This is a genomic window from Vibrio sp. SCSIO 43137, assembly GCF_028201475.1.
Lineage (GTDB): Bacteria > Pseudomonadota > Gammaproteobacteria > Enterobacterales > Vibrionaceae > Vibrio.
Genome location: NZ_CP116383.1, coordinates 1,869,531 through 1,892,838, shown reverse-complemented (window position 1 = coordinate 1,892,838; position 23,308 = coordinate 1,869,531). Strand labels below are relative to the sequence as shown.

Genomic DNA, 23,308 nt, shown 5'->3' with positions numbered 1-23,308 from the left:
GCAGAAATGAGTGAGAAAGTGGATAGCCGCTGTTTTATCGCCGCTGAAGAGAGGGAAACCCTGTTGTTTTCACTTCTTCCTGAAAGAATCAGCAACGCCAAACAGAACAGCGCCTACTACCGGGCACTGTTTGCAGGAATCGATGAGAGTCTGGCTGGTAGCAGGGCAAATCTGAGCCGGTTTCCAGTGACCCGCAAGTTTAGCCAGCCGGAGAAGCAGAAAGCCAATCCACCTTTTGGCGGGCTAAATTGCGTTGATAAGGGTGAGATGGTACGGATTTTCCAGTCTCCCGGGCCTCTTTATGAACCGCAGGCAGATGAGTCAGATTACTGGTGTATGGGACAGGCGTTTACCGCCGCCGGTTTCCGAGCGGGAGATTTGGTACATAACACCCTCTCTTACCACTTCTCGCCCGGCGGATTTATTATGGATAGCGGAGCCCGCGCCTGTGGTTGTGCCGTCTTTCCTGCCGGTGTCGGCAATACCGAAGCCCAGCTTGAAGCGATTACACAACTTCAGCCTACAGGCTTTACCGGAACGCCATCCTATCTGCTTGAGCTTTTGAGCCGCTATGCTGCGGCCAACGGTAATCAGCAGTGCAGCATTAAAAAAGCGCTGGTCTCCGGTGAGGCGGTGACTGCTGATATGCAGCAGGCCTTCGATGAGTTTGGTGTTCAGGTGTGTCAGGCTTATGCCACCGCTGAACTTGGCTTAATCGCTTATCAGGCTCCGGGTGAAGAGGGGCTGATAGTTGCGGAAGACATTATTGTCGAAGTGGTTGACCCTGAGGGTTATCCGGTAGCAGAGGGCGAGGTGGGAGAAGTGGTGGTTACCACACTAAACAGCAAGTTCCCGCTGATCCGTTACGCCACGGGAGATCTGTCCGCCAGAATGGCCGTACCAAAAGGGTCAGAACGTACCAATATCCGCCTAAAAGGCTGGCTTGGGCGTGCAGATTCAGCAGTAAAAATAAAAGGGCTGTTTGTCTATCCCCATCAGGTTCAGGAAATATGCCGCCGTCATAACCTGAAAGGCTCTTTGATGATAGAGAGAGAAGGGCATAAAGACAGCATCACTTTCTGTTGTCAGGAGAGTGATACTCCTGCATCGGAGATCCTTACTACACTGCAATCAGTCACTAAGCTCAACGGCAATATTCAGTTTATGCCGTCGGGCGGTATACCCGCGGAGCTGCCATTAATCGATGACCGACGTGACCATAGTGCCTGATACAAGTGAAAACTTGAACTAGGCAAAAAGGGGATATTGCTGTTGGCACTATCCCCATTGTTTTATAGGGGGAAGCATGAACGCTAAGCAACCTGAAATAGACAGAGCCTTCTGGGACGATCTGTTTCAGAAGCAACGTATGCCGTGGGATCATAAAGGCACTCCAGAAAAGGTGGAACAGTATCTAAACCAGTCCGGAAAACAGCAACAGCAGGTGTTTATCCCCGGCTGCGGTGCGGCCTATGAAGTAGCCTGTTTTGTTGAACATGGTCATCAGGTAACTGCGATGGATTACAGCGAGCAGGCAGTAAATACCGCAAAACAGATACTTGGCGGGTATGGCCGTTATGTGACACTTGGCGATGTGTTTAGTTATCCGGAAACAGAGTGCTTTGACTTGATCTATGAACGTGCCTTTCTCGCCGCACTGCCTGTTGAACTGCGTAGCAACTACTTCTCTATGCTTAATAAACTACTAAAACCGTCAGGACTGGTAACCGGTTTTTTCGTAATAGATGATTTTTATCGTTCCCGCTTCCCGCCGTTCTGCCTGAGAACCGGAGAACTGGAACAAAATATGGAAGAGAACTTCGAGTTACTAGAGTGTGAAGAGGTTGAAAACAGCGTCGAAGTTTTTTCCGGCAGGGAGTATTGGATGGTGTGGAGGAAACAGACTTAATCCTCTTGTTGCCATGCTTCATACCATGCTTCATACCATGCTTTCATCACCTTAGCGTGTTCAGAAGCACTTTTTACGTTGCAATCTGTGTATGACATGCCCATTTCCACTACATCATGTTTTATTTTTATTGGACTAAGAAACCAGTGATTTAACGTAGTTTTTGGCTCTTTTATATAAACTTTCAATGATTTATCTAGAGCATTTCTTGAATTAATGTAGTGTTCAACACGTTCAATGCTTCCCCATGAAATAAACCCTTGTTTATGGTGATAGATACCACCGTAGCCGACAACTAACATTGTAGGTTTGAATACCAGCCTTCTAATTTCAATCAACAGAATCGAAGTTAAAACCGAAACTAAAACTAGCTGCATATATCCACTATGAGCCTTGCCTGTAGCAATAAACAGAAAAAACAGAACAATAGCGATGAGAACATAGCGAGTGGTATAGATTTTATTGCCGACCTTAACATTTAGGCCTTGGATCCTGTATGTTTCCATAGCTCACCTGAAAAATAGCCTTAAAATGAACAATGTTATATTGCCCGTCACTCTTGATTTTGTCTATAAATCAAGAAATATCAAGTAGTGGAATACTCTTAAGTAACTGATTATTTTGATCTATACCTAGTTTTACTCCCACTGAAGAGAAAAGTAGCTCATTTCCTGAAAGGAACAGAAACCTAATACCTGAATAAGGTCTTTCAAAAAGATTTATACTAGACGGGAAATTGATACCTCAATAATAGAGATATCTGCTAAACTCCGCCTCTAATTAACTAGCCGGAAACAAAACTGATGAGTCAGGAACAACCCAATAACCCTTTACATGGTCTTACCCTGGAGAAGATTTTAGTTCGTTTGCAGGAACATTATGGCTGGGAAGGGTTGGACGAAAGAATCAAAATCAACTGTTTCTACAGCAATCCTTCCGTTAAATCATCTCTGAAATTTCTGCGTCGTACTCAGTGGGCAAGAGACAAAGTAGAAGCTTTGTATATTGACACATTTTGTAATAAGTGAATTTTCACTAATAGACGTGAAACCTTTCCGGAACAGATAGTTCCGGCACCATAAAAGCTCCCTCTTACACGTTATTTGCTGCACAACTATGACTTTCAGGTTTATCTAAACTCGGAGGCGTATATGCAAGGCATTAAGGTTGATGATGTAAATCAGGCATTCAGGGAGTTGATTGCTGATGGAGTAATGCAGACGGAAGGCACGGTAATACCTGAAGGGTAACTTAGCTATTCGCTTACCTATGAATTTCCCTCCCGAAGGGGAGGGAAGCTTAAAGTATCTGATGTCTCGCTCTTACTTTAACTCACTTTGAACCAAATCGTAGAGTTGTTGTGAACCAAAGGACTCTAAAGGGTTGCCATTGACGAAAAATGTCGGTGTCTTTTGCACCCCTAATGATTTAACGTCCGCCATATCTTGTTCAAGTATTTTTATAATCTGCGGATCTTTTATATCTTCTCGCGCTTTAGCAATATCCAACCCTGCATTTTCAGCAATTGTCCAGACATAAGGTAAATTTGGTTCACTGTGTGATGCCCATGAGCTCTGTCCGGCAAGTATGGATACAAGCACTTCTTTATAAAGACCCTGACGTCGGGCCGCTTCTAACATCAGTACAACCTCATCCGATCCTGAGTGAAATGCCGCATAGCGCATTACAAGCCGGATATCGTCCGGATGTTCATTCATGATTTTCTTAACGAAAGGGTAAAATGCTCTGCAGGTTTCGCAGGCGGGATCAAAGAACTCTACTATGGTGACTTTGGCATTTTCCGGGCCAAAACTGGCCGAATATTCTCTCTCCAGCTGGTTTTTATTTGCTGAAATAGCGCTGGTGTCTTGCTGCTGATACCAACTAAAAATAAAAAATGCGAGTAGTAACCCCATCAGCAAGGTCGTTGAAAGTACTATCTTATTTTGTTTCATTATGCGCTTTATCCTTAAGTTTGAAGAGGTTTGTAACAAGTACTAGTGTTAATAGTGCCAGCAGGATGGATAATCCAAAGATAGAAAGATCGGTAAAGGTAGTATTTCCGAACAGTGTTGCGGGCGTACCGCAAGGGCCTTTAGCCTCAAACATTCCCGGTAGCCAGAAATCCAGAGGCAGGAAGTCCGGGAAAGGAGAACCGGAACTGCAGCCTGAGAGCTTCTGACCCGTTTCAATTAAGTGGTTGTCCCAGGAGAACTGCAATGAAAACCAAGTGCTAATGGTTGCTAATAATAAAGTAGAGATTTTAGTTATGTAACTATCGGCAGAAAAGAGATGTAACAGGCCGGCAATACCGATAAACAGGATAAATAGCCGGATTTGTACGCAGTTCGCACATGGCTCAAACCCAAGGTAGTGCTGTGTGAAAAGCCCGAACAGCTCCATTCCCACACTTGATAAAATCAGAAATGCTCCAACCAAGGTTGAATTTGTTAATGTCTTCAAATTACCTCCGTATTGATAGAAATGAAACGGCGTAGCCACTCGTTTTAATATTCTCTATCGTTTACCATTGCCATCATTAAAAAGCCTGATCTAACTACAGGGTCAAGAACAAAGGGGTGGAAATGAAGATTGGTGAACTCGCTAAAAAAGCCGGTTGTCCGGTAGAGACAATCCGATACTATGAAAAGCAAGGGTTACTGCCTCAAGCTAAAAGAGAGCTGGAAAATAACTATCGCCGCTACGACTCTGTCCACTTAGAAAGGCTCTTGTTTATTCGCCGCTGCAGGGCTCTGGATATGGCTCATGATGAAATAAGGGCTCTGTTACAGGCGATGAGTACCGATGGTGCTCCATGTTCACCCATTGATATAGTGATCAGCGAACACTTGCAGCACGTGCAAGATAGAATTCAGGAATTACAGCTGCTTGCCGCTGAGCTGGAGAAACTAAAAAGTGAGTGTGATTCCAAAGGTTCCGTAAAAGAATGTGGCATTGTAGAAAAGTTGAATTCCGTTGAAAGTTCCACTCCCTCTGTGGCTAAAAAGTCCAATCACCTTGGAGGGCTGCACTGAAAGCAGGCTTCTGCATCACCGTTTTGTAACCCGCTTTTCTAGCCAGAGACTCAAGACATGACAAAACTGGTTGAGTAGGAAACTATCGCTCCCATGTTTTACGTGGGAGTGTATACCAGAGCCTGTTGAAACCTGTCACTTTAGCCAAGTACAACTCCTCCAGACTAAATTATCAACGATAAATCGCCCTTAAAGAGTCACTGAGTATGTCTTAGAAACAATGAATTCCCATTCCTCCACTAATGGTTTTAAATTCTTCCCTTGTCAGTCTCGCTAAATAGCTTGCTAGCAGATGAGTAATTTATACCTGAGTTTAGAATAACTATTAAGACTATGAAGACTTTTTGTTACGTGTGCCAAAGTGACACAATAATTGCTTATTGCACCCTTTAAGACACATAATGTCCATGTGACATTTTGACACAACAGGAAATTACATTATGGCTACTACTTTGCCTCGCATCACTGCCAGAGTTGATGTTGATACACAGGATTTGCTTACAAAGGCAGCAGCAATTGCAGGTACGTCGAGTATTAACTCATTTGTTTTGAGTGCCGCAATCGAGAAAGCGAAACAAGTAATAGAGCGTGAGCAAGCTTTAAAACTTAGTGAAGCTGACGCTATGTTGCTAATGGAAGCGTTAGATAGTCCGGCGGAAGCAAATTCAAACCTGAAAGCCGCATCTGACCGATACGAGAATAAAACTCAATGATGAATACGGTATTGTTGGATAAAGCTAAACACGATAGAAACAGGTTTAACTGTGGTATCGATGCCCTCAATAATCACTTAAAAGTAATGGCTAGCCAGCAAGCAAAGAAAGACAATAGCAGAACATTTGTTTTGGAAGATGACAACAATAACTCGTATATAGTTGGTTTTTACACATTAACGATGGCACCAATTGACTTAAAAGCATTGCCCGATAAGTTACAAAAGATGCATCAGTCATCGACTTCAGGTGGTTTAATTGCTCGCCTTGTTGTTGATGAAAGATATAAAGGGAAAGGTCTCGGTGAATGGTTACTGATTGATGCGCTTCGAAAGCTATTAGCTGCAAGTGATAGCGTTGCATTTCCCATTGTTATCGTTGACGCTAAAGATGGTGCAAAACAGTTCTATGAACGTTATGGCTTTAAGGCATTTCAATATGCTGAAAACAAACTCTTTATTACCATTTCTGATGTCCGGGCGAGTCTAGCCTGAGAAGGTATTTTCAACACATTTGTTAGTTGGTGTAAAGAGTCACTCAACACTCCCACGCTTCTGCGTGGGAGTACATACCTAAGTTTGCTTTAATCGGTATTCGCTAGTGTCCGGCTGCAATCTCTTTGATACGATCAGATTATTTATTGAAGAAGTCCGCTACAGCATCTGCGGAAATATTTACCGCTTCTGGTTTGTAGTAAAAATCAACATGACCAAAATCTTCTAGTGCTAATACCTCATGCTCATTGGTCAGCTTTTCAATAAACGCCGTAGAACAAATGGAAGTAAAGGCTGTTTTGCTATAGATGATCAGTGAAGGCTGCACAATTTTATCTGCGTAATGTTCACATAAAGAGAACAGAGATTGCATCGCTTGATCCGCAGTGTGCATGTTAGTGAAGTTATCGACCGCCTCAGGGCCCCGATAACCGTCCCGGCCATAATAATCATAAGATTCGCCGGCCATTGGGTTATGCCCCCCCATTAGTTCAACAAACTCTTCTCTTGACTGCTCATCAGTAAGACCAAAAGGTGCGACATAGTCAGGCTCGCCTGTTTGGTATATCTTCTGCTTTGATGCGTTGGCGGCAGCGATCATTTGATGAGCCATTGCTTTATCTGTCCACTGGAATGCATCAGCCGCCATCATGCCAGATACTAAGGCAATCTTTTTGATTCGGTGATCGGTAACAGCAGCAGACGCGATGATTGAGCCGCCCTGACAGATACCAAGCCCCTCAACTTCGTCTACGTAAGGCAGAGTACCTAAGAAAGATACCGCATCCCAGGTGTTTTCAATTAAGCGGAACATATAACGAGACTGCATATGTTCACCCGGTAGTGCAGGTGAATCACCCATGCCTAAGTAATCAAATGCCAGAAAAACAAAGCCACGTTTGGCCATTTCCGGACCATAAGTCGCTAACACTTGTTCTTTTACTTGTGGGAACGGGCTTGCCCCTAGGATCGCTTTATACTTTTTGTTCTCATCAAACCCTTCTGGCAGATATAAGTTGCCTACCAAATCTACGCCAAATGATTTAAAAGTTACCTGTTTAACATTCATAGTCTTACCTTTATCTTTCAGTCTGTTATCGTGTTTTATCAATCTAGTTGTTGAGCATTGGAATCAGTTCAAGTGTTGTCGCCTCATGTTTTTGTCTGTCGAACGTTAACCGCATCAATGGGTAAATAAGCCCAAGTAATTTTCGGTAAGCCTGATTCACTTTCGGAATAACCGCTTGCAAATCGTCTGGCACTTTTCCATTAACGAGCACTTCCAAATCACCGACTCTTATTGCGCCGTTTGGCTGTTCGTTTCCGCTGGGGTTATTGATAAATGCGTCATACCAACTGCGTTTACCGAACTTGTACTGCCTGACGAAAAATCTGCCTTCTGTCTGAACGATGGTGATATCAATAAAGCGGTGGTCACCACACCTGATCTGGTGAACTTTGCTGGCATCAACTGCCTGTATTAATTGGTTTAGCTTGGATTGATTTGTCATAAAAGCTCCCCGCCTGTCTGGTGTTTTTCGTCGTTGATGGGGTTATGTTAGAGCTTGTGGATGGAATCGTCAGTGCACAAAACTGTCTAATCTGTACACAAAATGACGGCGAAAAAAAGCAGGCTGATCAGATCAGGCTGCCTTTGTAGAAGAACAAGTAGTTTGCTGAGAAGTTGGTAAATTCGTATACAGATTATGCGGATTTGTGCACTGTGGTAACCGTGTTACTTAGTCATAATAGTTTTAGTCTGATAGCCAAACTGGCTTAGGCTATAGTTACTTACAGCTTGGCACTAAGCATCATAATAAGGTCGAACAATGAAAACAGTCCACTTTAAAACCATTGCTGAGAAAAATGCCGTTTTTGGTATTCGCCCGCCGGAGCACCCTTTAATTGATGTGATAAAAATGACCTCTGACAGCGAAAATAACCAGTTGAGCTGCGAAGACAGCATTGCACTATCGGCAGGTTTTTACTCCATTTCGCTTAAACATATAACCTCTGGCGAACTAATGTATGGGCGTACAAAGTATGACTGTTCAAATGGAACCTTGTTGTTTATTGCTCCTAATCAGGAATTACTGGCGAGTGGAATAAAAGTAGATTCCGTTGCCCGTACTATCTGTTTTCATCCTGACTATATTCGTGGCCATAAGCTTCAAGAGGAGATAAAGCGCTATCAGTTCTTTAACTATTCTGTTAACGAGGCACTGCACCTTTCAGCGAAGGAAGAGCAGCATATGGCAAGCATGTTTGATGCATTAGAAGCGGAAAACAACAAGAGTTTAGATGCATTTAGCAAAGAGCTTATTTTGTCGCAAATCAGTACCTTATTGATGTACGCTAACCGCTACTATCACCGTCAGTTTTTAATGCGCAAAGAAGCGGATACTTCAGTGTATGATAAGTTTTATGCTCTGCTGGATACCCGTTTACAGGCGGTCATGGAACAGTCAGCAGCCATTCCTGAAGTGGAAGAAATGGCTCAATCCATGAACATGACCAGCCGCTATCTGAGTGATGCTTTGAAAGCAGAAACAGGAAAGACAACCAAAGACTGGATTCACTATGCCTTAATAGATAAGTCAAAAGACCGTTTGCTGTCCAGCAAGGATTCAGTCGCCACCATTGCTTACAGCCTTGGATTTGAGTACCCACAACATTTTTCGAGACTATTTAAAAACAAAGTCGGAATGACCCCATCTGAATATCGCACTGAGAATATCCGTCATTAGTCATTAAGGTTACAGGGTCTGATGACAAGTGTTTATCGCTGAATCTTGATTAAATCTCTCCTTCTGTCTTGTCTTTCTGCCGAAAAACTCAAACACGACAAAACTGTTTGAGCTAGGAAGCTCTCGCTCCCATGTTTTACGTGGGAGTGTATACCGGAGTTTAAAGTTAATGGCGGATACTGATTTTTATGGAATGAACTTTTTGTATCAACCTATTGATTATTAATTGAAAATCTTAAATAAAGTCTGCATTATTACACATAAATCAAAGCTATAACGTCAGGAGAAACAGCATGGAATTAATTTCACCCTCGATAGAGTTTGAATCAGAGTTTTCGGCTTTCTATCAGGATTTTGCTGATAATGATCCAGAAAACGCAGAATTCTACCGTTCCGGAGCTACTGACTTCGCCAGCTATGTTCAGCAGCTTCAGGACGAAGCACAGGGTATAAATCTACGTGATGGCTATGTGCCATGTAACCACTTCTGGCTGGTGGACGATAACCGCAATATTTTGGGCGCAATTCGGGTTCGTCATAATATTGATAACGAGTTTTTATCTTTAGAAGCAGGCCACATCGGCTATGATATCGCACCTTCTTATCGTGGTATGGGGAAGGGTAAAATCATGCTGAAACTAGCCCTACCCAAAGCAAAAATGCTGGGCATTACTCAGGCGCTAATTACTGCCGATGAAAACAATATCGCTTCACGCAAGGTCATTGAATCCAATGGCGGGCAGTTCGAAAAAGTGGTTACGGGAAAAGTCTTCCCGGATCCCATTGCCAGATACTGGGTGCCTTGTAAGTAGCAGTTTAGAAAGACATTAACGCAAGTTTGTTGCTTTGGCTCAAGGTTGAGTTTACCAGAGAAGAAGCGTTACGCTTGCGGCTTGAGAAGGAACGCTAACACTTACTTGAGAAAGCGAATAAGGAACCACCATAGAATGCTCGTTTTTAACTGCACCAAAGCAGCTGCAGATTTTTTTACTGTTAAACGCAGCGGTAAAAAAATCTCGCCACTAGAATCGCCACCAACCGACTCAGTTATCGATTCCCGCCCTGTGAATGTGTTAAGTCAGCCGGAGTCACCGATTAGCGCATGGTTGGTTCATGCGATAAACGTTCAGCGTAAAAAAGTGTTGATCGCCATGCATGTAGAAACCCGCTACGCCATGGTATTTGTTGGCATTAGAAAAGGTGACTGGGCGGGGTTTACCAACCAATTACTTGAGCGACTGTTTAATAACATGCAGTTCTTTGGTGAAGAGTTCGAGCTGTGCGATGAGCAAAGCTATGAAGAGATGTTTGATCAGTTTATCAAACTTCATCCTAAGCCTATCTTTTGCCAACGTGGTGACCGTAGCGTGCAAAGCCATATTAATGACGTTGCGTGGCATTTTGAAGAGCGGGTATATCAAATTGGCTCCTTACCCGAAGAGCAGGAAGAGGCTGCTGGCTTTGATGAATGGGTCAACAGCATGATTCGCTCGACCAAACAGAAGAAAGATTATTTTCATCCTGATGAAGAGATGTTCATTGATTGGATGCAGAGCTACCGTAAGTTAGGGGAGAATGAGGACAAGCGGATTCGCCAGTTTTTTAATGCTTTGCGTCGAGAGATGATGCCTACTTCAGATGACTACTATGTTGAGGAGATGGATGAGGAGTTCAGTCAGGCAATCAGTGAACTTTTCAAAGGGGGAGAGACCATTCCAGATAATGTTATCGACTTTAGTCACGCCAGAACGTTAAAAGATAATAAAAACAAAAATTAATCGATAAAAAAAGGAGCCATGCTAAGTTGGCTCCTTTTTTCGGTGTTTAGCTTTGAGCGAATTTAACCCGGATTTTGCTCTTAGCGACACTTGTCATGTTTAAGCTGTTTAAAGCCGTTTTAGCTTCATTTTCATCAGGCATTTCAAGGAAAGCGAACCCCTTAGATTTTCCTGTCTCTTGATCCATAACCAGATCACATTGAGTAACAGTACCGTGAGCAGAAAATAGAACCCGAATTTCGTGTTCTGTTGTGGTTCGCGCTAGATTGCGGACTAAAAGTTTCATAATATTTTGCCTAGTATAAGTTGCGGCGTGATTGTCTCAGGTATGAGCCTGCAAACCAAGAAGAGTTTGGTGTCGGGAGCGATATAGGGGTAATAGTGTCTAATAAGGCGTGGAAATTTGATTTCTAACACTTGGCATTTTTCATACTATGGTTGGCTTTTGAAGGTCTATAAGTTTTAAAGACTGCAATGACAAAATACGTTAAGAACTATACTTAACAAGCAACTCAAGCCGATTCGCAATGTTTGGCCTTTTCTGTTTGAATGGCTGGAGTGCTTATATACATAACCAAGGGTTCAAGGAAGCTATGACTCAAGAATTAATCAAATGTCCCTGTTGCGACAAAATGGTTCCGGCGGATGGCTTAGAACTGTCTTACAAGCTACCCGATGCCATAGCCAGCATGAGTCAGGAAGATATTGATGAGCATTGTAAATACACAAACGACTACGTTATCTGCAATGATGAGTATTTCTATATCAGGTGCACTATTCCCCTGCCTGTGCATGATTTAGGTAAGGATTACGCTATTGGTGCATGGGCTCAGGTATCAGAAAATAGCTTTGGCCGAATTTGGCAGCTTTGGGATGATCCGGCTCAATCAAATGAAGCGCCAGTTCGGGGGCTTTTGGCAAACAACATTCACCTTAACTCCAATTCTGAGAACTCAGAAATTGAAATCCAGCTAACCGGGCCAACAACCAGACCCATGATTACAATTAAAGATCCAGAGTGTTCATTATATAAAGAGCAACAGTCTGGCATAACAATCCACCGCGCTGCTGAGTACTCTGATTTATGCCGGTGATGCGTTGAACAAAGATAGCTAAAGAAATCTAAATCCACTAGTAATCAGTTAAACAAAAACCGTTTATCAAATCTGAATAATTCCTCTCGCTGCAATGCTCCGGCGTTGCAGTGTATACGGGCATTTCCTGCTTACTCACCATAATAAATGGCTTGTAATTATCTAATACATACCTTGTGTAGGTAGTATTATTTTTTCGCGTAATTTATCTCCTGAAAGCCATTGTGGTTCTGAATGATTCTTTATATTATTCAGTTGGTTAGTGTTATTTTCTTATGTATAGTGAACGAGCTCGTGTTTGCACGATACTAAAGTGTTAGTAGTAATTATTAACTTTCTCGCTTGAGGGTGTATTTATGGATAACGAAAAGGCGTATTCAATTATTGATGCTTTAGCAAATGGTATCGATCCGAGCACGGGAGAGTACTTCCCGGAGGATTCTCCCTATAATAACCCTGACGTTATTCGGGCACTTTTTTACGTACTCCGTACTAAGCCCGCTCAGAAAAAACAGAAAAAGTCCCTCGAAGAAAAACAACAAGAGAACATCTCTAAAGGTTTACCAAAAAACTACGGTTTACCTTGGACTGATGAAACAGTTGAATACGTCATAAATCAATATCATGCGAATGTAGCTATAGAGCTTATCGCTCAAGAGGTTGCTAGAAAGCCTAGCTCGATCATAGGGCTGCTGAAGAAAAAAGAAGTTATTACTGAGGAGCAGGCGTTCTCTATGGGGCTACGTTACCAAGCTGGTCGTGTATGAAATTGCGGCTAACTTACTGTTTTGTATCACGTGGTATTTTGCTATGAGTCGGTTTAAGTGTGTGCGTTGCCTAGGGGTAGTTAGGTAAGGACTTAGCGCTGATAAAACCTTAACTTGTCGTTACGCGTAACTTTGTTTGATACTGTATATGTATACATGAGTGAATATTGATTTGTGTATAGATTTAAACCATAATCCGCTTGTGTTATCGGGAGACATACCATGGTGTCGTTAAATCAAAGATTTAGCTTTAATGAAGACAAAGCAATTGAAACAATTGTGTATTTTGCAAAAAAAGCACCAATTCCAGATGTTTATCATCTGGTAAAAGTTTGTTACTTTGCAGATCTTCTTCATATGGAGAGGTTCGGGCGTCCAATCTTTGGTGATGTGTATATCAAAATGGAAAATGGACCTGTCCCGAGTAAGATATATAGCCTTTTCAAGGCGGTAAGAGATTTTAGCCATCACGAACTTGTTTCTGAATTTGCCGTAGAAGGTAACACCATTAAGGCATTGCGTGATTATGATGAAGATGAGTTTTCACCATCAGATGTTATGTGTTTAGACGAAAGCATTGCGACTCACGGGAGCAAAACTTTCCAACAGCTTAAAGATGAGAGTCACGATAGCGCTTGGGAGTCAGCTCAAGATAATAGAGAAATTGAGTACCGAGAAATGATTAAGACTTTGCCTAACGGTGAAGATCTTATTAAGCACCTTTCATCTTGATGAGAGCCTGAAGATAATGTCAACTCTGGTTCTTCCTGGTGATGTTTTTAAGTTGGTATGTAACTTTCCTCAAGTAACTAAACCCAAGTTTGTAATATTACTTAAAACTAAGCCTTATGAGTTTTTCATAATAAACTCTGAAATAAGTAATTATATTGCTAACAATTCTAATCTTTATGCATGTCAAGTTGACGTTCCATATGAAGACCATAAAGATTTTCTGACTCATGATTCTATCGCAGACTGCTCAGATCGTGTTGATACATCAACAGTGATATATGAAAAGCAGGTTACTTTTAATGATCTTGCCAGCCACAAAGTTGGAAGGCTTAAGTCGTATGTCATTGCAGAAATCATCCATGTTATTGAACATAACAACATGACGTTAACTGGCAAGGAAAAGAAAGCTATTACTTCAGCCCTGAGAACCTCGATAGAATAAGTTTGCGTTTAGCAAGTGAGCTTCTGATCTTTGTTTAAATATTCTAAGCGGCTTCTATTCTATAATTCGCACTCACCTTATCCCAAGATACGCATTGCGACGCAGAGCGTCGCAACGATTAGTCGGCGTTCATGGAGTGGTTTGCTTCCCAAAAGGGACTAAACCGTTCGACTTTACTTCAGTGTGATTGGAACGCCACAGCTCAGAGCACAGTTTTGTCGTATATAGCAACACAAAATATGCGAGTGACTATAAAGTATCAGTCGTATTTTATGGTTAGGGAGTCAGGGGTAAGGTAGAACTCAGTTACTGTGAATTGTATAATTAACAAGCGACACAACATGACAGGAGTTAGCTTATGGCGACAACTTCATTTGATAAAGACTTTACCGTAACCGACAAAGAGGTTATTCAAAAGTTGAAGCGGGCAACTGTCCACCCGAGAAAAATCTCAATTAAGAAGAGAGATTATAAGTCTGATGAGTCGGAAGGGATCAACCTATTAAGACGCAAATTGTCAAACTTAGAAAACTGATAAAAGCTTTTGATGAAGATGAATGTCGAAAGCTTTTATCCTCTTTTTCCTGCCCTAAAAACTCCGATGTAGAACAGTTCCTTAAAACCAAAGCCATACGATTCGAACAAAGCGATAATTCCAGAACTTACCTGATCATTGACACTGAAGTAGGTGATATACTTGCTTATTTTTCTTTGTCCTTTAAGGACGTTTCATTAATTTGTTCGACTATTTCCAAGACAAAAATTAAGAAATTGGATGGTATAAGTAAATCATCTGAAAGTATTCGGACATACCTTATTGGGCAGATAGGGAAGAACTATTCAATAGAAAGCAACCCTATTCGGTTGCAAGATATACTTGATGAAATTTACGCCATAATTGATCAGGCAAAAGATCTGGTTGGCGGGCGTACCGTTATACTGGAATGTGAGCGTTCTGAAGAGTTAATTAGGCATTATAGCCAACATGGATTTGATGTTCTTATTGATAACGCAAATGAGTCATTGGTTACTTTGTATACGTGTATCGTTTAAGCATCAAGGCATTCATGTTTGTAAAACAGCAATACCTTGATACTTACAGCTAAACCTTCCCTTACTCCGGCCTCCCCAGCGCCAAGGCAACCTTAGAAACTGGTTCTCTGCCTAAGGCGTTACAGATCTCCCAGCCAGCTTGGTTTACTGTTGCCAGATCGACACCGGTTTCTATGCCCATTTGCTGGCAGAGGTAGAGCACTTCTTCTGTAGCAACGTTACCGCTGGCTCCGTTGGCATAAGGGCAGCCGCCTAAGCCAGCTACAGCACTGTCTATGGTGTTGATGCCCATGGTGAGTGCCTGATAGATGTTCGCCAGTGCTTGTCCCCAGGTATCGTGAAAATGAACAGCGAGCGTCTCTTTTGCAAGCTGCTGAAGCAAACTGTCCAGCATGGCGGCAACAAGGTTGGGTGTTGCCTTACCAACGGTGTCACCTAGTGAGACTTCGTAGCAGCCCATCTCATACAGCTCTTTGGCGATAGCGGTAGTTTGACTGACAGATATAGCGCCCTCGTAAGGGCAAACCATGGTGCAGGAGAGGTAGCCCCTTACCGGAATACTACGCTGCTTTGCCAGATCCATAATAGGTTCAAAGCGTTTAATGCTCTCGCTGATTGAGCAGTTAATGTTCTTCCGGCTAAAGCTTTCAGACGCGGAGACAAATACTGCTATCTGGTTTACTTCGCAGGCCAGTGCCCGTTCAAGCCCTGCCATATTGGGGGTCAGGGCGCTGTACACCACATCGCTTTTGCGCTTTATTCCGGTAAAAACCTGCTCCGAATCGGCCATCTGTGGCACCCATTTGGGTGACACAAACGAGCCGGATTCAATATGCTTTAACCCGCTTTGGCTAAGCTGGTCGATAAGCCGGATTTTTGCTTCCAGTGATACGGCGGCTTCGTTTTGCAGGCCGTCGCGTGGGCCTACTTCTACTATGTTTACCTGAGTGGGCAAATTTGCCTGAGTGGGTAACATAATCACGCCTCCACTTCACTGGTTGAAAGCTGGTCACAAGGGGATAGATTAACCAGTACCGAGCCGTGTTGAACCTGATCGCCCAACTGGAAAAGAACCTCATCCACCAAAGCATGCTGGGAAGAGCTGATGGTGTACTCCATCTTCATCGCTTCCATCACCAGCAGAGGATCTCCGGCTTTCACCTTGTCGCCTTTGTTTACCAGAATGGCAGAGACAATACCGTTTAGCGGTGCCGTCGGGTGCAGCTCATCACTGCCGGAATCGTCTGATTCATAGTTAGCATGGTGTTGGTAACTACGTTGCTGACCCTGATAGAAAACCGCAGTGCTCTGTTCATCGCTGTCGGCCATAAACTTATAACGCTTACCATCCGCTTCAATCAGCATCTCCTCACCGCTGTTGAGCACAGAAAGAGTATGTGTGGATTGCTCTTCGCTGAGATCAGAAATAGTGACACTAAACCCGTCGTTACCTTGGTTGTTTTCAGAGCGCAGTATTAACTGATGGTTATGCTGATCACTGAAGTTAAAACGGAACAGGTTAGCGGGCGATAACCTAAAGCCCTGCCGGTTAGGTGAGGCGAGTTCGCTATCAGTTTGTTCGTTCAATTTTTGCCATCGTGCCGCTGCCGCCATCATCAGCCAAGCGGCATCATCTACATGGTGTTGCTGTTCAATCGCCTGTTCATGAGTGATAAGAAAATCCGTATCCAGCTTGGTTTCAGTAAAGGCGGATAGAGAGATAATGGAGTGCATATAGCCGATATTGGTGGTCACTCCCTGAATATGGTACTCGCTCAGGGCTTTTTTTAGTCTGCTGGTGGCGATATTGCGGTCTTGTCCCCACACAATCAGTTTGCTGATCATCGGGTCGTAATATTCGCTAATCACATCTCCCTCGGTTACGCCGCTGTCCAGCCTAACGTAACGGTCAGCTTTTGGTTCCTGCATACGGGTGATTTTGCCCGTCGAAGGCATAAAACCGTTATCGGCATCTTCGGCGTAAATTCTCAGCTCAATGGCGTGGCCGTTATGGCTGATCTGCTGCTGTGTTATGGGCAGAGGTTCACCTGAGGCAACACGGAACTGCCAGTCGACTAAGTCGATTCCGGTAATCATTTCAGTAACGGGATGTTCTACCTGCAGGCGGGTATTCATCTCCATAAAATAGAAGTGACCGGAGCTATCCAGTAAGAATTCGACCGTACCTGCGCCAACATAGTTGATGGCTTTGGCGGCCAGAACTGCGGCTTCACCCATCTGTTGACGAAGCTGATCTGACAAACCGGGCGCGGGTGCTTCTTCAACCACCTTCTGGTGGCGGCGCTGAATAGAGCAGTCGCGGTCAGAAAGGTATAAGCAGTTACCGTGGGTATCAGCAAAAACCTGCACCTCGACATGGCGCGGTTTGATAATGCATTTCTCAATCAACATTTCGCTGTTGCCAAAGCTGGACAGGGCTTCCCGCTGTGCGCCGTCAATGGCTGCCGGCATTTCACTATGGCTGTTGACCACCCGCATGCCTTTACCGCCGCCGCCAAGGGTGGCTTTTAGCATCACCGGATAACCGATTTTGTCGGCTTCAGCTATTAAGGTCTCTTTACTGTTGTCTTTGCCGTGGTAGCCGGGCACCAGCGGAACGTTGGCGCCGGCCATAATGGCTTTGGCCTGAGATTTTGAGCCCATTTTATCAATGGCAGCTGCAGGCGGGCCGATAAAGCGGATATTGTTGGCTTCACACGCTTTGGCCATTTCAGCATTTTCAGAAAGGAACCCGTAGCCCGGGTGAATGGCATCTGCCTGCCATTTTTTAGCTGCCTGAATGATCTTATCGATAACCAGATAGGACTCAGAGGCAGGCGAGGGGCCGATATATTCGGCATAATCGGCCTGAATAACATGCTGACTTGTTCTGTCTGCATCTGAATAGACTGCCACTGTCTCAATGGCCATTTTCTTTGCACTGGCTATGACCCGACAGGCAATTTCACCCCGGTTGGCAATTAATACTCGTTTAATCATGTTTCCTCCAACTGGCAGGGCGCTTGTCGAAAAAGGCGTTCAACCCTTCCTGACCTTCCGCTGAAACCCGGATCTCAGCAATGGCTTGGCTGGTGTATTCAATAATGGATTCATCAATAGGCTGGTTGTGGCAGGTGAGGCAGAGCTGTTTAGCCGCTTTTACTGCCTGCGGGCTGTTGTTCTGTATCTGTTGCAGCAGGGCTTGTACCGACTGTTCTGCATTATCAGAAAGGGCGTGCAGTATGCCCAGTTGCTGCGCCGTTCTGGCGTCAATCAGCTCTGCGGTGACAAAGTAGCGTCGGCTCTGCCTCTGTCCCATTGTCCTGATCACGTACGGGCTGATGGTGGCCGGGATCAGACCTAGTTTTACTTCACTGAGGCAGAAGTGACTGTCCGGTGTACCTATGGCAATATCGCAGCAGCAGACTAGCCCGAGTGCGCCACCAAATGCCGCACCCTGAACCATGGCAATGGTTGGGCGGCTGAAGTTATCAAGGGTGCTTAACAGCAGGGCGAGTTGTCTTGCATCCTGCAGGTTTTCTGCCTCGGTTTTCTCTGCCATTGAGCGCATCCATTTAAGGTCTGCTCCGGCGGAGAAGTGCTTTCCTTCTGCCTTTAGTACAAGTGCGATAATGCTATCGTCCTGCTCAAGGCCGTTCAGCACTTCTATCAGAGAGGCGATGATTTGATCATTAAAAGCGTTGTATTTCTCCGGCCTGTTCAGGGTGACCCGGGCAACGCCGTTTGAATCTTTTTCTACCAGTAGTTCCGTCATACTCAGTTCCTGTTTTCCATGGTTTTCCGGTGGTTACATCCTGAAGATGCCGAATTTGCTCTCTTCAATAGGCGCATTCAGTGAGGCCGAGATAGCGATACCCAGTACATCACGGGTTTTTTCCGGATCGATAATGCCGTCATCCCATAATCTTGCGCTGGCGTAGTAAGCGTGGCTCTGAGTCTGGTACTGCTCGATAATAGGCTGTTTAAAGCTCTCTTCCTGCTCCTGACTCCATGGTTCTCCCTTACGCTTCTTAATATCCCGTGTTACCTGCGCCATGACTCCGGCAGCCTGATCGCCGCCCATTACTGAGATTCTGGCGTTTGGCCACATCCACATCATGGTCGGGTCATAGGCGCGGCCACACATGCCGTAGTTACCGGCACCGTAGGAACCACCGATAATAATGGTAAATTTCGGCACATCGGCACAGGCCACGGCGGTTACCATTTTCGCCCCGTGCTTGGCGATACCTTCTGCCTCATATTTCTGGCCGACCATAAAACCGGTAATGTTTTGCAGAAATACCAGCGGGATCTTCCGTTGGGCGCATAGCTCGATAAAGTGAGCGCCTTTCTGGGCGGACTCTGAAAACAGAATGCCGTTATTGGCCACTATCCCCACCGGATAGCCGTGGATATGGGCAAAGCCACACACAAGGGTTTCACCAAACAGGGCTTTAAATTCGTCGAACTGGGAGTCGTCGACGATGCGGGCGATTACCTCTTTTACATCAAACGGTTTTTTAAGATCCGTTCCGACCACACCGTACAGCTCCCGTGCATCAAACCTTGGTGGCTGAACCGCTTTGGTTTTAAGTTGTGCCGGTTTAACGTGGTTTATCTGGGACAGAGCCTGACGGGCAAGGTCGAGGGCGTGGTTATCATTTTCCGCATAGTAGTCGGCTACGCCTGAGACGCGGCAGTGAACATCGGCGCCGCCAAGATCTTCTGCACTTACCTCTTCTCCGGTAGCGGCCTTAACCAGCGGCGGACCGGCAAGGAAGATAGTGCCTTGTTGCTTAACAATAATGGAGACATCACACATGGCCGGAACATAGGCACCACCAGCGGTACATAAGCCCATTACTACGGCTATCTGAGGGATGCCTTTGGCCGACATACGTGCCTGATTGTAGAAGATGCGGCCAAAGTGATCTTTATCGGGGAACACTTCATCCTGACGGGGCAGGTTAGCGCCGCCGGAATCCACCAGATAGATACAGGGCAGGCGGCATTTGTCGGCGATTTCCTGTGCACGCAGGTGTTTCTTAACGGTTAGCGGGTAGTAGCTGCCGCCTTTAACGGTAACGTCGTTGGCGACTATCATACATTCGGTACCTTTAACCACACCGATACCAGCGACTACACCAGCGCAGGGTACATAATCGGGGTAGACATCCCAGCCGGCAAACTGGCCGACTTCAAGGAATGATGAGCCGGGGTCGAGCAGGGCAAGAATACGTTCCCTTACCGGTAGCTTGCCTTTTTTCTGCTGGTGCTGGCGGGCAGCTTCACCGCCGCCGTCTTCAATCTGGTTGGTCACCGTGTAGAGCTGATCGACCAGTGACGCCATTGAGCGATAGTTGTTTTGATACTGCTCTGACTGAGTATTAATTTTACTGGATAGCAAAGTCATGGTTGCTGTTTCTCCTTCCGGCGCAGGTTAGTGCGCCTTCTTTAGTAAACTGTTTGTGTTAATAAAAAGTTTTTTGCTTAAGCTGGGTTAAGCACTTTCATCAAACAGTTCACGGCCAATCAGCATTCGGCGGATTTCTGATGTTCCCGCGCCGATTTCATATAACTTGGCATCCCTGAGCAGGCGTCCGGTATCAAACTCGTTGATATAGCCGTTTCCGCCCAGAAGCTGGATAGCATCAAGTGCCATTTGTGTTGCTAATTCGGCACTGTACAGAATGGCTCCGGCAGCATCTTTACGGGTGGTTTCACCGCGGTCACAGGCGGCGGCAACAGCATAAACATAAGCTTTGGCTGCATTCATGCGGGTATACATATCGGCCACTTTGCCCTGCACGAGCTGGAACTGACCGATAGATTTACCAAACTGTTTACGGTCGTGAATATAAGGCACCACGATATCCATACAGGCTTGCATAATGCCCAGTGGGCCGCCAGCCAGAACGGCGCGTTCATAATCCAGCCCGCTCATCAGTACTTTTACCCCGCCGTTTTCAATGCCGAGGATGTTTTCTACCGGTACTTCGCAGTCCTGAAACACCAGTTCACAAGTGTTGGAGCCGCGCATACCCAGCTTGTCCAGTTTCTGCGCCTGAGTGAAACCGGCAAAGCCGCGCTCGATAATAAAGGCGGTGATGCCTTTGGAGTTCAGTTCAGGGTTGGTTTTGGCGTAAACCACATAAGTAGAAGCATCAGGCCCGTTGGTGATCCACATCTTATTGCCGTTCAGTACATAGACATCGCCACGGCGTTCGGCCTTAAGTTGCATGGAGACCACATCGGAACCGGCACCCGGCTCACTCATGGCAAGGGCACCGACATGTTCACCGGAGATAAGTTTAGGAAGGTATTTTTCTTTCTGAGCCTGAGTACCGTTGCGGTAAATCTGGTTAACACAGAGGTTGGAGTGAGCGCCGTAACTCAGGCCGACAGAAGCGGACGCACGGCTTATCTCTTCCATGGCGACAACGTGGGCAAGATAGCCCATATCGGCACCGCCAAACTCTTCACTGATGGTAACACCAAGCAGACCCATCTCACCCAGTTTGCTCCATAACTGGTTAGGAAATTCATTGGATTGGTCGATAGACTGTGCGAGAGGAGCGATTTCTGTTGCTGCGAAGTGGTTGATTTGCTCACGCAGCATTTCAATAGTGGCATCGTAACCGAAGTTTAACGAAGAGTAGGTCGATTTCATTTTGTATCCTTTTTCCTGAAACCAACCACCTTGTCAATTTATCGGTCAGGTGATGGTTTCATCGTCCATGGTTTTAAGTGCATTTTCACATCGCGACTTCGCGGCATTGAGTTCCATCATAACGGCTTTAATATCGTCACTCTGCTGCTGCAATGTGGCTTTCTTCTCTTCGATAAGCTGGATCATGTAGCGCAGTTGCCCTGTGCTCTGATCCGTATCGTAGAGTTCAAATAGCTCTTTTATATCTGCCAGAGAAAAGCCTAAACGCTTGCCTCGCAGAATCAGTTTCAGCCTGATGCGATCACGCCCGTCATAGATGCGCGTGTTTCCCTTACGGGTGGGAGCAATCAGACCCAGGTCCTCATAAAAGCGGATACTACGGGTTGTAATGTCAAATTCTTTAGCCAGCTCGCTTATTTTGTATGTATTCATTACTTAACCTTTCGACTTTCGTATAACTCGGTACGAATATATAACTCGTTAACGTTAAAGTAAATGAAATGTAGCGTCTGTTTATCCTTGAATTAGCTAATGTTTATCATTTGATGTTAACTCTTAACACCACAACCCAAACCCTTTAACTTGACGTTTACGTAAATGTTAGTATATTTATTACGCATACGTCAACGAAAGGTTAATAAAATGAAAAAGGAAATTTGGCTGGTTGCCGCTAAGCGTACGCCTATCGGGGCATTTCAGGGGGTTTTAGCCTCTACCGATGCAGGAACTCTTGGCGCTAAGGCAATAGAGGCTGCAATGAAGCAGAGCCGGCTCGAAAACGAGAAAATAGACGAAGTGCTAATGGGATGCGTCTTGACAGCAGGAGTGGGGCAGGCTCCTGCCAGACAAGCTGCATTAGGCGCCGGATTACCGGAATCTATCGGTGCAACCACATTAAATAAGGTGTGCGGATCGGGAATGAAAACCGTGATGTTGGCGTGTGACCTTATTAATGCAGGCAGTGCCAAAGCGGTCGTCGCGGGCGGTATGGAGAATATGTCGGCGTCCCCTTATCTGATGAAAAAGGCGCGTGAAGGCTTTCGTCTTGGTCACGAGCAGGTGCTGGACCATATGTTTTACGACGGATTACAGGACGCTTATCAGGGTAACCTGATGGGCGTTTATGCTGAGCAGACGGCGCAGGAGTTTAACTTTAGCCGTGAAAGTATGGATAGCTGGGCACAACAGTCACTGAGCAGGGCAAAGCAATCTATTAATGATGGCTTGTTCCGGGACGAGATTGTGCCGGTAGAAGTGAAATCCAGACGAAGTACTTTGTTGGTTGAAGGCGATGAACAGCCGGCGAAGCTGGATATCGATAAGATCCCGACACTAAAACCAGCTTTTGCCAAAGATGGTTCCGTTACTGCGGCGAACTCCAGTTCAATTTCAGACGGTGCTTCTGCGGTTGTATTGGTAGATGCCGAGTTTGGCCGTCAACAGAACCTTCAGCCACTGGCTAAAATTGTTGCTCATGCCACCCATGCCAGAAAACCTCAGCAATTTACTATCGCACCGGTCAACGCAATAGAAGCCTTGCTGGATAAGACCGGCTGGCAGAAATCAGACGTTGACCTGTGGGAGATAAACGAAGCCTTTGCCGTGGTAACACAACATGCGGTTAAGGCACTGGAACTGGATGCGGAAAAGGTTAACCCGAGAGGCGGGGCGTGCGCATTAGGGCACCCCATTGGTGCCAGTGGCAACCGGATACTGGTTACTCTTGTTCATGCATTAAAGCAGAGCGGGGGAAAACGGGGTATTGCGTCTCTCTGTATTGGTGGCGGTGAAGCAACGGCTGTGGCAGTCGAAATAATCTGACCCCGAAATTGAATTTATCACAACCGGATGTGATCACGGATCAGCAGTCG

At 45.2% G+C, this 23,308-nt stretch carries 27 protein-coding genes; 15 read left to right on the top strand and 12 right to left on the bottom strand.

Annotated features, from left to right (window positions below):
• The first annotated feature begins 6 nt into the window (after positions 1 to 6).
• On the top strand, positions 7 to 1,230 hold the full coding sequence (locus PK654_RS08850) for a phenylacetate--CoA ligase family protein (RefSeq protein ID WP_271695221.1): 1,224 nt from the start codon (positions 7 to 9) through the stop codon (positions 1,228 to 1,230).
• Positions 1,231 to 1,306: 76 nt separating this feature from the next.
• Positions 1,307 to 1,909 carry a methyltransferase domain-containing protein gene (locus tag PK654_RS08845; RefSeq protein ID WP_271695219.1) on the top strand — a complete coding sequence of 201 codons (603 nt, stop codon included), beginning with the start codon at positions 1,307 to 1,309 and terminating at the stop codon, positions 1,907 to 1,909.
• Here the strand turns inward: PK654_RS08845 and PK654_RS08840 are convergent.
• Positions 1,906 to 2,415: a hypothetical protein gene (locus PK654_RS08840; RefSeq protein ID WP_271695217.1), complete on the bottom strand. Its 510-nt coding sequence runs from the start codon at positions 2,413 to 2,415 to the stop codon at positions 1,906 to 1,908. The genes PK654_RS08845 and PK654_RS08840 overlap by 4 nt on opposite strands.
• A 297-nt stretch (positions 2,416 to 2,712) precedes the next feature.
• Here PK654_RS08840 and PK654_RS08835 point away from each other — a divergent pair, with 297 nt between their 5' ends.
• Positions 2,713 to 2,937 (top strand): VF530 family protein, encoded by a 225-nt coding sequence (locus PK654_RS08835; RefSeq protein WP_271695216.1) that lies wholly within the window; start codon positions 2,713 to 2,715, stop codon positions 2,935 to 2,937.
• 294 nt (positions 2,938 to 3,231) lie between these two features.
• Here the strand turns inward: PK654_RS08835 and PK654_RS08830 are convergent, their stop codons facing one another.
• Positions 3,232 to 3,864 (bottom strand): DsbA family protein, encoded by a 633-nt coding sequence (locus PK654_RS08830; RefSeq protein WP_271695215.1) that lies wholly within the window; start codon positions 3,862 to 3,864, stop codon positions 3,232 to 3,234.
• On the bottom strand, positions 3,851 to 4,372 hold the full coding sequence (locus PK654_RS08825; RefSeq protein ID WP_271695213.1) for a disulfide bond formation protein B: 522 nt from the start codon (positions 4,370 to 4,372) through the stop codon (positions 3,851 to 3,853). The genes PK654_RS08830 and PK654_RS08825 overlap by 14 nt, the downstream gene beginning before the upstream one ends.
• A gap of 122 nt (positions 4,373 to 4,494) precedes the next feature.
• Here PK654_RS08825 and PK654_RS08820 point away from each other — a divergent pair, with 122 nt between their 5' ends.
• The 3 genes from PK654_RS08820 (at position 4,495) to PK654_RS08810 (ending at position 6,151) form a co-directional block, all read left to right on the top strand.
• Positions 4,495 to 4,944, top strand: a complete 450-nt coding sequence (locus PK654_RS08820; protein WP_271695211.1) for a Cd(II)/Pb(II)-responsive transcriptional regulator — start codon at positions 4,495 to 4,497, stop codon at positions 4,942 to 4,944.
• Positions 4,945 to 5,384: 440 nt separating this feature from the next.
• Positions 5,385 to 5,657: a type II toxin-antitoxin system TacA family antitoxin gene (locus PK654_RS08815; RefSeq protein WP_271695209.1), complete on the top strand. Its 273-nt coding sequence runs from the start codon at positions 5,385 to 5,387 to the stop codon at positions 5,655 to 5,657.
• Complete coding sequence (locus PK654_RS08810; protein WP_271695207.1) at positions 5,654 to 6,151, top strand: GNAT family N-acetyltransferase; 498 nt, start codon at positions 5,654 to 5,656, stop codon at positions 6,149 to 6,151. The genes PK654_RS08815 and PK654_RS08810 overlap by 4 nt, the downstream gene beginning before the upstream one ends.
• Before the next feature lie 139 nt (positions 6,152 to 6,290).
• Here the strand turns inward: PK654_RS08810 and PK654_RS08805 are convergent, their stop codons facing one another.
• Both PK654_RS08805 and PK654_RS08800 read right to left on the bottom strand, forming a co-directional pair.
• A complete protein-coding gene (locus PK654_RS08805; RefSeq protein ID WP_271695205.1) occupies positions 6,291 to 7,220 on the bottom strand; it encodes an alpha/beta hydrolase in 930 nt (309 codons plus the stop codon).
• Between the two features lie 43 nt (positions 7,221 to 7,263).
• Complete coding sequence (locus tag PK654_RS08800) at positions 7,264 to 7,662, bottom strand: hypothetical protein (protein ID WP_271695204.1); 399 nt, start codon at positions 7,660 to 7,662, stop codon at positions 7,264 to 7,266.
• A gap of 318 nt (positions 7,663 to 7,980) precedes the next feature.
• Between PK654_RS08800 and PK654_RS08795 the strand changes: the two genes are divergently transcribed.
• The 3 genes from PK654_RS08795 to PK654_RS08785 all read left to right on the top strand — a co-directional run bounded on the left by PK654_RS08795 (position 7,981) and on the right by PK654_RS08785 (position 10,676).
• Positions 7,981 to 8,898 carry a helix-turn-helix domain-containing protein gene (locus tag PK654_RS08795; protein WP_271695202.1) on the top strand — a complete coding sequence of 306 codons (918 nt, stop codon included), beginning with the start codon at positions 7,981 to 7,983 and terminating at the stop codon, positions 8,896 to 8,898.
• A gap of 293 nt (positions 8,899 to 9,191) precedes the next feature.
• Positions 9,192 to 9,710 (top strand): GNAT family N-acetyltransferase, encoded by a 519-nt coding sequence (locus tag PK654_RS08790; protein WP_271695200.1) that lies wholly within the window; start codon positions 9,192 to 9,194, stop codon positions 9,708 to 9,710.
• 135 nt (positions 9,711 to 9,845) lie between these two features.
• The gene (locus PK654_RS08785) at positions 9,846 to 10,676 is read left to right on the top strand and encodes a DUF6933 domain-containing protein (protein WP_271695199.1); all 831 of its coding nucleotides are present in this window, start codon (positions 9,846 to 9,848) and stop codon (positions 10,674 to 10,676) included.
• 46 nt (positions 10,677 to 10,722) lie between these two features.
• On the opposite strand, the gene PK654_RS08780 is transcribed toward PK654_RS08785, so the two are convergent.
• Positions 10,723 to 10,962 (bottom strand): RNA recognition motif domain-containing protein, encoded by a 240-nt coding sequence (locus PK654_RS08780; RefSeq protein WP_271695198.1) that lies wholly within the window; start codon positions 10,960 to 10,962, stop codon positions 10,723 to 10,725.
• Between the two features lie 307 nt (positions 10,963 to 11,269).
• Between PK654_RS08780 and PK654_RS08775 the strand changes: the two genes are divergently transcribed.
• From PK654_RS08775 to PK654_RS08755, 5 genes are all read left to right on the top strand, one after another.
• On the top strand, positions 11,270 to 11,770 hold the full coding sequence (locus PK654_RS08775; protein ID WP_271695196.1) for a DUF2199 domain-containing protein: 501 nt from the start codon (positions 11,270 to 11,272) through the stop codon (positions 11,768 to 11,770).
• A gap of 356 nt (positions 11,771 to 12,126) precedes the next feature.
• Positions 12,127 to 12,537 (top strand): hypothetical protein, encoded by a 411-nt coding sequence (locus tag PK654_RS08770; protein WP_271695193.1) that lies wholly within the window; start codon positions 12,127 to 12,129, stop codon positions 12,535 to 12,537.
• Positions 12,538 to 12,759: 222 nt separating this feature from the next.
• Positions 12,760 to 13,269 carry a Panacea domain-containing protein gene (locus tag PK654_RS08765; protein WP_271695192.1) on the top strand — a complete coding sequence of 170 codons (510 nt, stop codon included), beginning with the start codon at positions 12,760 to 12,762 and terminating at the stop codon, positions 13,267 to 13,269.
• Between the two features lie 16 nt (positions 13,270 to 13,285).
• Positions 13,286 to 13,711: a hypothetical protein gene (locus tag PK654_RS08760; protein WP_271695190.1), complete on the top strand. Its 426-nt coding sequence runs from the start codon at positions 13,286 to 13,288 to the stop codon at positions 13,709 to 13,711.
• 358 nt (positions 13,712 to 14,069) lie between these two features.
• The gene (locus PK654_RS08755; protein WP_271695188.1) at positions 14,070 to 14,246 is read left to right on the top strand and encodes a hypothetical protein; all 177 of its coding nucleotides are present in this window, start codon (positions 14,070 to 14,072) and stop codon (positions 14,244 to 14,246) included.
• Between the two features lie 579 nt (positions 14,247 to 14,825).
• Here the strand turns inward: PK654_RS08755 and PK654_RS08750 are convergent.
• The 6 genes from PK654_RS08750 to PK654_RS08725 form a co-directional block, all read right to left on the bottom strand.
• Entirely contained in the window at positions 14,826 to 15,740 is a 915-nt protein-coding gene (locus PK654_RS08750; RefSeq protein ID WP_271695187.1) for a hydroxymethylglutaryl-CoA lyase, read from the bottom strand.
• 2 nt (positions 15,741 to 15,742) lie between these two features.
• Positions 15,743 to 17,764, bottom strand: coding sequence for an acetyl-CoA carboxylase biotin carboxylase subunit (locus tag PK654_RS08745; protein ID WP_271695185.1), 2,022 nt, complete (start codon positions 17,762 to 17,764; stop codon positions 15,743 to 15,745).
• On the bottom strand, positions 17,757 to 18,539 hold the full coding sequence (locus PK654_RS08740; RefSeq protein ID WP_271695183.1) for an enoyl-CoA hydratase/isomerase family protein: 783 nt from the start codon (positions 18,537 to 18,539) through the stop codon (positions 17,757 to 17,759). Before PK654_RS08740 ends, PK654_RS08745 begins: the two co-directional genes overlap by 8 nt.
• 33 nt (positions 18,540 to 18,572) lie before the next feature.
• Entirely contained in the window at positions 18,573 to 20,117 is a 1,545-nt protein-coding gene (locus PK654_RS08735) for a carboxyl transferase domain-containing protein (RefSeq protein ID WP_443088744.1), read from the bottom strand.
• Positions 20,118 to 20,267: 150 nt separating this feature from the next.
• Positions 20,268 to 21,437 (bottom strand): isovaleryl-CoA dehydrogenase, encoded by a 1,170-nt coding sequence (locus PK654_RS08730; RefSeq protein WP_271695180.1) that lies wholly within the window; start codon positions 21,435 to 21,437, stop codon positions 20,268 to 20,270.
• Positions 21,438 to 21,482: 45 nt separating this feature from the next.
• Positions 21,483 to 21,869 carry a MerR family transcriptional regulator gene (locus PK654_RS08725; RefSeq protein WP_271695179.1) on the bottom strand — a complete coding sequence of 129 codons (387 nt, stop codon included), beginning with the start codon at positions 21,867 to 21,869 and terminating at the stop codon, positions 21,483 to 21,485.
• 210 nt (positions 21,870 to 22,079) lie between these two features.
• Here PK654_RS08725 and PK654_RS08720 point away from each other — a divergent pair, with 210 nt between their 5' ends.
• On the top strand, positions 22,080 to 23,258 hold the full coding sequence (locus PK654_RS08720) for a thiolase family protein (RefSeq protein ID WP_271695177.1): 1,179 nt from the start codon (positions 22,080 to 22,082) through the stop codon (positions 23,256 to 23,258).
• The last annotated feature ends 50 nt before the right edge of the window (positions 23,259 to 23,308 follow it).

What these genes read in the sequence shown, in the direction of transcription:
- PK654_RS08820 (WP_271695211.1), top strand. Translation starts at nt 4,495, where the DNA reads ATGAAGATTGGTGAACTCGCTAAAAAAGCCGGTTGTCCGGTAGAGACA.
- PK654_RS08720 (WP_271695177.1), top strand. Translation starts at nt 22,080, where the DNA reads ATGAAAAAGGAAATTTGGCTGGTTGCCGCTAAGCGTACGCCTATCGGG.
- PK654_RS08795 (WP_271695202.1), top strand. Translation starts at nt 7,981, where the DNA reads ATGAAAACAGTCCACTTTAAAACCATTGCTGAGAAAAATGCCGTTTTT.
- PK654_RS08850 (WP_271695221.1), top strand. Translation starts at nt 7, where the DNA reads ATGAGTGAGAAAGTGGATAGCCGCTGTTTTATCGCCGCTGAAGAGAGG.
- PK654_RS08735 (WP_443088744.1), bottom strand. Translation starts at nt 20,117, where the DNA reads ATGGCGTCACTGGTCGATCAGCTCTACACGGTGACCAACCAGATTGAA.
- PK654_RS08755 (WP_271695188.1), top strand. Translation starts at nt 14,070, where the DNA reads ATGGCGACAACTTCATTTGATAAAGACTTTACCGTAACCGACAAAGAG.
- PK654_RS08790 (WP_271695200.1), top strand. Translation starts at nt 9,192, where the DNA reads ATGGAATTAATTTCACCCTCGATAGAGTTTGAATCAGAGTTTTCGGCT.
- PK654_RS08750 (WP_271695187.1), bottom strand. Translation starts at nt 15,740, where the DNA reads ATGTTACCCACTCAGGCAAATTTGCCCACTCAGGTAAACATAGTAGAA.
- PK654_RS08815 (WP_271695209.1), top strand. Translation starts at nt 5,385, where the DNA reads ATGGCTACTACTTTGCCTCGCATCACTGCCAGAGTTGATGTTGATACA.
- PK654_RS08785 (WP_271695199.1), top strand. Translation starts at nt 9,846, where the DNA reads ATGCTCGTTTTTAACTGCACCAAAGCAGCTGCAGATTTTTTTACTGTT.
- PK654_RS08725 (WP_271695179.1), bottom strand. Translation starts at nt 21,869, where the DNA reads ATGAATACATACAAAATAAGCGAGCTGGCTAAAGAATTTGACATTACA.
- PK654_RS08745 (WP_271695185.1), bottom strand. Translation starts at nt 17,764, where the DNA reads ATGATTAAACGAGTATTAATTGCCAACCGGGGTGAAATTGCCTGTCGG.
- PK654_RS08760 (WP_271695190.1), top strand. Translation starts at nt 13,286, where the DNA reads ATGTCAACTCTGGTTCTTCCTGGTGATGTTTTTAAGTTGGTATGTAAC.
- PK654_RS08810 (WP_271695207.1), top strand. Translation starts at nt 5,654, where the DNA reads ATGATGAATACGGTATTGTTGGATAAAGCTAAACACGATAGAAACAGG.
- PK654_RS08775 (WP_271695196.1), top strand. Translation starts at nt 11,270, where the DNA reads ATGACTCAAGAATTAATCAAATGTCCCTGTTGCGACAAAATGGTTCCG.
- PK654_RS08840 (WP_271695217.1), bottom strand. Translation starts at nt 2,415, where the DNA reads ATGGAAACATACAGGATCCAAGGCCTAAATGTTAAGGTCGGCAATAAA.
- PK654_RS08800 (WP_271695204.1), bottom strand. Translation starts at nt 7,662, where the DNA reads ATGACAAATCAATCCAAGCTAAACCAATTAATACAGGCAGTTGATGCC.
- PK654_RS08835 (WP_271695216.1), top strand. Translation starts at nt 2,713, where the DNA reads ATGAGTCAGGAACAACCCAATAACCCTTTACATGGTCTTACCCTGGAG.
- PK654_RS08765 (WP_271695192.1), top strand. Translation starts at nt 12,760, where the DNA reads ATGGTGTCGTTAAATCAAAGATTTAGCTTTAATGAAGACAAAGCAATT.
- PK654_RS08740 (WP_271695183.1), bottom strand. Translation starts at nt 18,539, where the DNA reads ATGACGGAACTACTGGTAGAAAAAGATTCAAACGGCGTTGCCCGGGTC.
- PK654_RS08845 (WP_271695219.1), top strand. Translation starts at nt 1,307, where the DNA reads ATGAACGCTAAGCAACCTGAAATAGACAGAGCCTTCTGGGACGATCTG.
- PK654_RS08770 (WP_271695193.1), top strand. Translation starts at nt 12,127, where the DNA reads ATGGATAACGAAAAGGCGTATTCAATTATTGATGCTTTAGCAAATGGT.
- PK654_RS08830 (WP_271695215.1), bottom strand. Translation starts at nt 3,864, where the DNA reads ATGAAACAAAATAAGATAGTACTTTCAACGACCTTGCTGATGGGGTTA.
- PK654_RS08730 (WP_271695180.1), bottom strand. Translation starts at nt 21,437, where the DNA reads ATGAAATCGACCTACTCTTCGTTAAACTTCGGTTACGATGCCACTATT.
- PK654_RS08780 (WP_271695198.1), bottom strand. Translation starts at nt 10,962, where the DNA reads ATGAAACTTTTAGTCCGCAATCTAGCGCGAACCACAACAGAACACGAA.
- PK654_RS08805 (WP_271695205.1), bottom strand. Translation starts at nt 7,220, where the DNA reads ATGAATGTTAAACAGGTAACTTTTAAATCATTTGGCGTAGATTTGGTA.